This window comes from Tissierella sp. (assembly GCF_052089545.1).
In the GTDB taxonomy this organism is placed as follows: Bacteria; Bacillota; Clostridia; order Tissierellales; family Tissierellaceae; genus Tissierella_A.
In genome coordinates, this window is the sequence record NZ_JBQDAA010000102.1 from 1 (window position 1) to 7,993 (window position 7,993).

At 30.6% G+C, this 7,993-nt stretch carries 9 protein-coding genes; all 9 read left to right on the top strand.

Going from position 1 to position 7,993, the window contains the following annotated elements:
- Positions 1 to 1,327: DNA polymerase (locus ACTHW2_RS08185; protein WP_442263456.1), on the top strand; the 1,327-nt coding region annotated here is incomplete at its 5' end.
- Positions 1,320 to 2,423 carry a phage DNA encapsidation protein gene (locus tag ACTHW2_RS08190; RefSeq protein ID WP_442263457.1) on the top strand — a complete coding sequence of 368 codons (1,104 nt, stop codon included), beginning with the start codon at positions 1,320 to 1,322 and terminating at the stop codon, positions 2,421 to 2,423. The genes ACTHW2_RS08185 and ACTHW2_RS08190, both read left to right, overlap by 8 nt.
- A complete protein-coding gene (locus ACTHW2_RS08195) occupies positions 2,413 to 3,336 on the top strand; it encodes a hypothetical protein (protein ID WP_442263458.1) in 924 nt (307 codons plus the stop codon). The genes ACTHW2_RS08190 and ACTHW2_RS08195 overlap by 11 nt, the downstream gene beginning before the upstream one ends.
- Entirely contained in the window at positions 3,317 to 3,706 is a 390-nt protein-coding gene (locus ACTHW2_RS08200) for a phage holin family protein (protein WP_442263459.1), read from the top strand. Before ACTHW2_RS08195 ends, ACTHW2_RS08200 begins: the two co-directional genes overlap by 20 nt.
- Complete coding sequence (locus ACTHW2_RS08205) at positions 3,684 to 4,238, top strand: hypothetical protein (RefSeq protein ID WP_442263460.1); 555 nt, start codon at positions 3,684 to 3,686, stop codon at positions 4,236 to 4,238. Before ACTHW2_RS08200 ends, ACTHW2_RS08205 begins: the two co-directional genes overlap by 23 nt.
- Before the next feature lie 45 nt (positions 4,239 to 4,283).
- Positions 4,284 to 5,429 (top strand): hypothetical protein, encoded by a 1,146-nt coding sequence (locus ACTHW2_RS08210; protein WP_442263461.1) that lies wholly within the window; start codon positions 4,284 to 4,286, stop codon positions 5,427 to 5,429.
- Between the two features lie 42 nt (positions 5,430 to 5,471).
- Positions 5,472 to 5,843, top strand: a complete 372-nt coding sequence (locus tag ACTHW2_RS08215; RefSeq protein WP_442263462.1) for a hypothetical protein — start codon at positions 5,472 to 5,474, stop codon at positions 5,841 to 5,843.
- A gap of 1 nt (position 5,844) precedes the next feature.
- Complete coding sequence (locus ACTHW2_RS08220) at positions 5,845 to 7,227, top strand: hypothetical protein (protein WP_442263463.1); 1,383 nt, start codon at positions 5,845 to 5,847, stop codon at positions 7,225 to 7,227.
- 121 nt (positions 7,228 to 7,348) lie between these two features.
- Positions 7,349 to 7,993: peptidoglycan amidohydrolase family protein (locus ACTHW2_RS08225; RefSeq protein ID WP_442263464.1), on the top strand; the 645-nt coding region annotated here is incomplete at its 3' end.

Genomic DNA, 7,993 nt, shown 5'->3' on the forward strand with positions numbered 1-7,993 from the left:
CATGGGTGGTTTCACTCACTCAAACCCACTTAATACAGATAAGGTATTAAAAGATGTCTACTCAATAGACTTTACTAGCTCATACCCTTCCGTTATGATTGCGGAAAAGTTTCCTATGGGTAAAGGTTTTATACCAACAAAATCAGAAATAATGAAAAATGGCTACGATTATTATATAGAAAATTTCTGCTGTGTTATTAATATTAGTGTGCAAAATTTGAAGAATGTTTTCATCTATGATAGTTACTTATCAGAAAGTAAATGTAAGATAGTAGGTGAAAAACTTATAAATAATGGTCGTGTATTTTCCGCTGATTATTTAAATACTTATATGACAGATGTAGATTATTCTATTTTCAAACGTTGCTATGAATGGGATAGAATAGAAATTCATGACTTAATCTGTTATCCTAAAGGATATTTACCAAAACCTATAATAGAAAGTATTCTAGAATTATATCAAAATAAAACGACTTTAAAAGGTGTTAAGGGTAAAGAAGTTGAGTATCTACTATCTAAAGGTATGTTAAACTCTATATATGGGATGACCGTAACTGATATCGTTAAAGATGAAATTACCTATAATGAAGAATGGGAAACTAAGGAGGTATCTCTTGAAGGTGAAATTAAAAAGTACAATGAAAAAAAATCTAGATTTCTATATTATCCTTGGGGTGTTTGGGTTACTGCTTACGCACGACGTAATTTATGGTTTGGTATCTTATCTATTAAAGATGATTATATCTATAGTGATACAGATAGTTTAAAGTTTTTCAATTATGAAAAACATAAGCCATTTATTGATGGATATAATAAAATGGTGATAGCTAAACAACTTAAAACCCTTGAATATTATGAGTTGAACTCCAATCTATTAAGTCCTAAAACTGTACAAGGTGAGAGCAAACCTCTAGGAGTTTGGGATTATGAAGGACACTATACGAGATTTAAAACTTTAGGAGCTAAACGTTACTTATATGAAGAGGAAGGGCAACTGTATCTAACAGTTGCAGGGCTTTCAAAGATGAACGGTATCAATTACATGATTAAAAAATGTAACAATGATTTTAGTAAAGTGTTTGATATGTTTACTGATGATTTACATATTCCTGCTGAAAACACAGGTAAAAATACTCATACTTATATAGATATTGAAATAACTGATGAAATTGAAGACTATAAAGGGATTAAACAAATTGTCACAAGCTTAAGCAGTGTACATTTGGAACCTACTAACTTTAGTTTGTCAATAAGTGATTATTTTGTTAAATTCTACAAAATGTTACAAAGTGGGTATATTTTGAAAGGAGATAAAAAGAGTGTTTGATAAAAAATTTTACAACTTAAAAGAAATTCTAAAAACAAAAGCTACCTATAATATGATAATAGGTGAACGGTCTAATGGGAAGACCTACGCCACTTTAAAATATGGAATAGAGGAATATTTCAAAAATGGCTCACAGATTGCCATAATACGAAGGTGGCAATCAGATATAAGAGGAAATAGAGCGAGTGAAGTGTTTAAGGCTCTTTTAAGTAATAATGAAGTGTTTAAAATATCTAAAGGAAAATTTCAAGGGATACATTATTATGGAGGTAAATATTACCTTTGTAATTATGATGATAACGGAAAAGCGATTTACTCGGAACATGATGTCATTGCTTATCCGTTTAGCTTATCCGATACGGAACATAATAAGAGTATTTCATATCCTGATATTAGAACTATCATATTTGATGAGTTTCTAACTCGTCAGGTATATCTACCTGATGAATTTATTCTATTTATGAATACTATTTCTACTATTGTCAGAAATAGAACTGATGTTAAAATTTTCATGCTTGGGAATACTGTTAACAAATATTCTCCCTACTTTGATGAAATGGGTCTAAAGAATGTTAAGGAACAGGAACAAGGAACTATTGACGTTTACAAATACGGAAATAGCAAATTAAAAGTAGCTGTTGAATATTGTAAATCTATAGGAAAGAGTAAAGAAAACTCTTTCTATTTTGCATTTGATAACCCAAAACTAGAAATGATTAAAACAGGGGCTTGGGAATTGGATATGTACCCCCACTGCCCTATTAAATTTAAACCCAAAGATATTTTATTCATCTATTTCATTGAATTTGGGGGCGAATTGTTTCAATGTGAGATTATAAACAAAGATAATCATATGTTTACTTATATCCATGAAAAAACAACCCCACTCAAGAATGATGATAGGGATTTAATCTTTTCACTTGATTATAATTCTAAAATGAATTATAATAGAAATATTTATCAAGCCCACAATGAAATTACTCGTAAAATTAGAAGTTTCTTCATTATGGATAAGGTATACTATCAAGATAACAATGTAGGCAATACGATTTCTAACTATTTGAAACAATGTAAAGGAGGTATAAATGTTACCTAAAGAAGAAAAGCGAAGTTTTTATGACAATACAAACACTTATTCGACAACGAATAAGACTGAAAATGTAAAGAATATCATAGATGGAGTCTTAAATAAGACCTTGACTATGTTTCTATATAATAATCTCCCTGATAGTTTACCTATAGAAGAATTGGAGAAGATTTTACAATTAAATGGTTGTGGGTTTGTTACTAAGATTGATGATGAATTAGTGGTTCTAAAAGGGAATTATAACTATGAGAAGGTTGATATCTACAATCGACCGTCTGAAATTAATTGTTATTTACCTGATAGAAAGAAATATCAAACCTTTGCTATTTCAGACGGTGTAATTATTAAGAATGATTATCTTGAAAGAGGGTTACTACCCATTTTCAATAAATGGGCTTACCTCATTAATGAAAGTGAAATTACTCTCACTATTGCAAACCGCTATAAAAGGATGGTCAAAACTTTCATAGCTAATGATGACCCTACTGTAGAAAGTGTGAGAAACTATCTTTCAAAAGTAGAAAATGGGGAGTCTAGTGTTATTACTAGTCAGTTGTTGTGGGATAGTATCAAAATTGATAATGATGCACAATCTAACACCCTACATGAATTAATTGAATATGATAACTATATCAAGTCAGAACTGTTTAAAGAAATAGGACTTTACTCTAATGATAATATGAAGAAAGAACGTCTTATCACTAGTGAAGTTGAAACAGGTCTGAATTCATTATATCCATTAGTTGATAATATGCTAAACTGTCGAAAGCAAGCAATAGATAAAATTAATGATAAATATGATATGGATATCACTGTAGAATTTACGTCAAGTTGGGAGTACCGAATTAATTTAGGTGAAAATATGACAGAAGAGACAGTAGAAGAAACTAATGGAGAAAGTGATGAACCATATTCTGATTAAGATTGAAACTGTATTTGAAAATGATTACTTATATGTACTATTAATTTTTCTCATCTTTGATATTATAACAGGAACTTTAAAATCATTTATTAATAATTCCGTATATAGTAAAATCAATAAGAAGGGAATAACTACCCATATAGCTATATTCTTATTTACAACATTCTTTAGTTGGGTTTTCTCAATTTTCAATGCTAATGAATATTCAAATATCATAATTATGTTTTATATTGCTAGTTATGGGTTGTCTATTATTGAAAATATAGGACAAATGGGTTTACCAATACCAAAATGGTTATCAGGTAAATTTAAAGTATTGCAGGATGAAATGAATGAAGAGGTTAAGAATGAAACTGAAAGAACTGAATAATCTATTCTTTGCCATAAATTATTTTAACTCAATTAATAATAAAGATGATTATTTTAAAGAATTTATGCTATTATATGGTGACCGTGACTTAACAAAAAAAGTAGTAGAAATATATAATTCACACGGTGAGAGGGGTATCGGACAATTATTTAATCTTAAGACTAAAAAATGGATTGAAATTTCTAACATTTATGATGAAATTTCAGAACTAGAAAAAACGAATACAACAATCCTAACCACTAATAACAAAGTTAATAAAGGTGATAGGACACGACAAACCAACACAAATAACAGTAATGAGGTTATCCCTTTTGATGTAGTTGAAACTGTGGAAAATGAAAAAGAGTTAAACACTGTAGCAGAAACTGAAAACAACACAGACAATTCCACAATGGAAAATAAAACGGTCTATAGTGGATTTTCTAAAGAAAAAATTAATTATTTTATTAGGAAATTTGAAAACTATCCAGAATATAGATATACTATTTATAATGATATTGTTAACATGATAACTTTACAGATTTACGATTAAGTGATATAATTAAAAAAAATAAAAAATAGAAAAGGTACAAAAAATATGCAAGTAACGCAAATTCATTCATTACTAAACAATGTAACTAAAGAGGTTCTCGGACAGGAAGCACTCGTTAAAGAAGACCTTTCAAATCTAGTAGATGTAGGAACTGAAATTGTTAATGCTGACAAGGTTGATAATTTTGTAAATAAATTAGTTCATCATATTGGTAAGGTGCAGTTTAGCAATAAGAACTACACAGGTAAAGCTAAAAACGTTCTTATGGATAGTTGGGAGTTTGGGTCTATCTTACAAAAGATTGATGCTGAACTACCTGAAGCTGTAGAGAATAGCACATGGAACTTGGTAAACGGTCAATCATACGACCCTAACATTTTCTACCAACCAAAGGTATCTAGTCAATTCTTTGATAGTAAGACAACATTTGAAATTCCTATTTCATTCGCAGAAAATCAAGTTAAAGGGTCATTCTCTAATGCTGAACAGATGAATGGGTTCTTGTCAATGTTGACTAACCGAGTTGATACGTCATTCACTATTAAACTAGACGAATTGATTATGCGTACCATTAATAACTTTATTGGTGCAGTTATTAATGCTCATGACCCTAACACGTCAGTAAACTTACTACATTTGTATAATTCATCAAGTGGAAAATCTTTAACAGTTGATAAGTGCCTTACTGATAAAGAGTTTCTACGTTACGCTAATTATGTAATTAATACATACGTAGGTCGTATTTCACGAATTTCTACCCTTTTCAATCTTGGGAAGAAAGAACGCTTTACAAATGTAGAAGATGCTAATTTAATTCTTTTAAATGATTTTGTTAACTCATCAAATGTATTCTTACAAGCAGATGTTCAACACAATGAATTTACTGGTTTGAAAGGAGTAGATACAGTCCCTTACTGGCAAGGTTCAGGACCAAGCTATGCCTTTAACGATATTTCTAAAATTGATGTAACTATCAATAAAGGAGATAAGAAAGGGGCTGAAGTTACCCAAACTGGTATTGTTGGAGTATTGTTTGACCGTAACGCCCTTGGGGTTACAAACCTTGACCGTCGAGTTACTACAAACTACAATCCAAAAGCTGAATTTTACACTAACTTTTATAAAGCAGATAGCGGTTACTTTAACGATTTCAACCAAAACTTTATTGTTTTCTACGTTGCTGAAGGGTAAAATTAAGAGGGGTTACCCTCTTTTTTTAATAAGGAGAATAACATGGAATTACAGATATATAATAATGATTCGAATATAAATGTGGTAAATAAGAAAATCACGCTAGTTGATACAGTAAACTTTAATTTAAAGACTGATAATTCAATCTTACAACCTATTTTATTAATTAAAAAATATAGTAAAGGTAATTATTGTTTTATTAAAGAATTTAATAGATATTACTATATAACAGATATTAAACTACTAACTGGGGGGATGTATCAACTGCAACTAGAAATTGATGTTTTGATGTCTTATAAAGAAGTTATCATGGCCCAACCGATAACAACTAGTAAAGATGTAAAAATTGCTAATGATGTAGACTTTACTAATTTATATGATTATGAACAATACTTACTCATAATTGGAGGATAACATGACAAATTTATCTAAAACTATTGTAGACAAGTTAGAAAATGTTTATATTGATTGTAGCTACTCAAATAAGGGTAGTACTGTAGTTGTTAACATTGAAATACCTGACAAAGAAGGAAATGAGGTTAGGTTACCCTTTACAATTAGAGCAAAGGATGGTTACGCTCTAAAATATGATGATAAAACAGGAAGTATCATCTTTAGATTTACAAAACAAACATTTAAAGAAGATAAAACTGAAGAAGAACTTATAAAAAATTATAGTAACTATTTTACTGATTATACTTTTAATCTATCAAATATAGCTAATTATAAGAATGATGACCAAGTAGTAGAATATAATCCTCCAACCTATTTGCTAGAAGGCGAAGTTCGTGGAAAGAGGCTACCTCTTTTCGAGTATTCAGATATTGAACCCCAAAAAGAAAATATCTTTATTTTCGAAACAGGGATAACAATTAAAGGTAAAGCTATTTACATTGTTTCCTATTATGGGAATGACCCTAAAAGATGTAAATTAGATGTTGTAACGGAAGTTTCTAAAAATCTTTATGGGAGTCCTGTTTTTGAAATTAAAACAAAAAGCGGTAAAATGTTTACTAAATACCCTCTTAACGGTCTTAAATATGAAGGTGGTTATAATCCCTATACTGGGATAAGTAGACCAGGTAAGAAGTTATCACCAGTTGTTAGCATATCAGTGCTAGCTGAAAAGGTTGGCGAAACTGTTAAAGAAGACGCTACTAGAGGGTTGTTTACAACTTATATACTAAGTAAAGGAGATTTAAAACTAATAGCTGATGAAAGTAAAATAAGTACTGAAATAATTATTAACACTTATTCATATCCTATTAAATTTGATGAAACAAATTTATTAGAAACTAATATTGTATTAGGGAATACACCCACAAAGTACAAAGCTAAACGATTTAAAATTGCAGAACCAAGAGTAAAGCTTTTTAGTTTCAATGTGCCATTCTTGAAAGATGTAGAAAGTTGTAAACTGTTATTACCTTTTTCCTCGGCAATAACGCTTGATTATGATATAATCAGAGGAAATGTCATTAATGGATATATTCAATATGAAGTTAGCACAAACTCATCTACGTTATATATTGATAATGGTAATGTTGAGTTTTATAAAGATACTATAAATATTGAGACAAGCGTACCGTTTAAACCAACAGGAGAGTATAGTGATTTTAGAGAACCACAAAAACGATTAGGTAAACAAACTCCAACATTACTAATTAAATGTTTACAAGAGGAGAAACAACACCATTTTATACAAGGAAAAATAGAGTACCCTATAAATGGGATTTTAAAAGATGAATTAGACTTACTCAATCAAGAACTAGGTAAGGGTGTTATTATTAATGAGTAAACTTGTAGCGTTCGAGGGTTCGACCCCTCGCTCGTTGTTAGTCTGTCGTGACTAGGTAATTTTTTCGACACAACGTCAAGCTGACAGACCTTGACAAAAATATAATTAAAAGGAGTTATTAATGAGTAAACAACAAGCAATAGTAGATGGAATGGTTAAGTTAAGAGGGTTTATAACTTATTCAATGTATGGTTCTAGAGATGGTTCAGACGGTACTGGGGACTGTTCAGGTATCATGTCTAGAGTTTTGAAAGAAGCAGGTTTTAATATTCAAGGTTTACCATCTACAGTTACACTAGGTAAACAATTAGCAAACAATGGGTTCTATCGTGTAAGTATCAATCAAGATTGGGATGCGTTAACTGGTGATATTGTTTTAATGTCTTGGGGTGCTGATATGTCCCAATCTGGAGGAGCAGGAGGACACGTTGGTGTTATGATGGATAGTGTAAACTTTATTAGTTGCGACTATTCAACTCAAGGAGCAGTAGGACAAGCTATCAGTACATATCCTTGGAACGACTACTATTCAGCTAATAAGCCTGCATATATCGAGGTTTGGCGTTATTCTGATACGTCACCACAGACGAATAATCAAACCATTACAACAGTAGAACCGCAAGAGAAAGCATATTATGAAGCCAACGAGGTCAAATATGTTAACGGTATCTGGCAGATTAAGTGTGACTATCTATGTCCAATTGGATTCAATTATTTTCAAAATGGAATCCCAGTAGACATGGTTAACTGGGTAGATAAAGATGGT

What these genes read in the sequence shown, in the direction of transcription:
- ACTHW2_RS08210 (WP_442263461.1), top strand. Translation starts at nt 4,284, where the DNA reads ATGCAAGTAACGCAAATTCATTCATTACTAAACAATGTAACTAAAGAG.
- ACTHW2_RS08205 (WP_442263460.1), top strand. Translation starts at nt 3,684, where the DNA reads ATGAAACTGAAAGAACTGAATAATCTATTCTTTGCCATAAATTATTTT.
- ACTHW2_RS08195 (WP_442263458.1), top strand. Translation starts at nt 2,413, where the DNA reads ATGTTACCTAAAGAAGAAAAGCGAAGTTTTTATGACAATACAAACACT.
- ACTHW2_RS08200 (WP_442263459.1), top strand. Translation starts at nt 3,317, where the DNA reads ATGAACCATATTCTGATTAAGATTGAAACTGTATTTGAAAATGATTAC.
- ACTHW2_RS08215 (WP_442263462.1), top strand. Translation starts at nt 5,472, where the DNA reads ATGGAATTACAGATATATAATAATGATTCGAATATAAATGTGGTAAAT.
- ACTHW2_RS08220 (WP_442263463.1), top strand. Translation starts at nt 5,845, where the DNA reads ATGACAAATTTATCTAAAACTATTGTAGACAAGTTAGAAAATGTTTAT.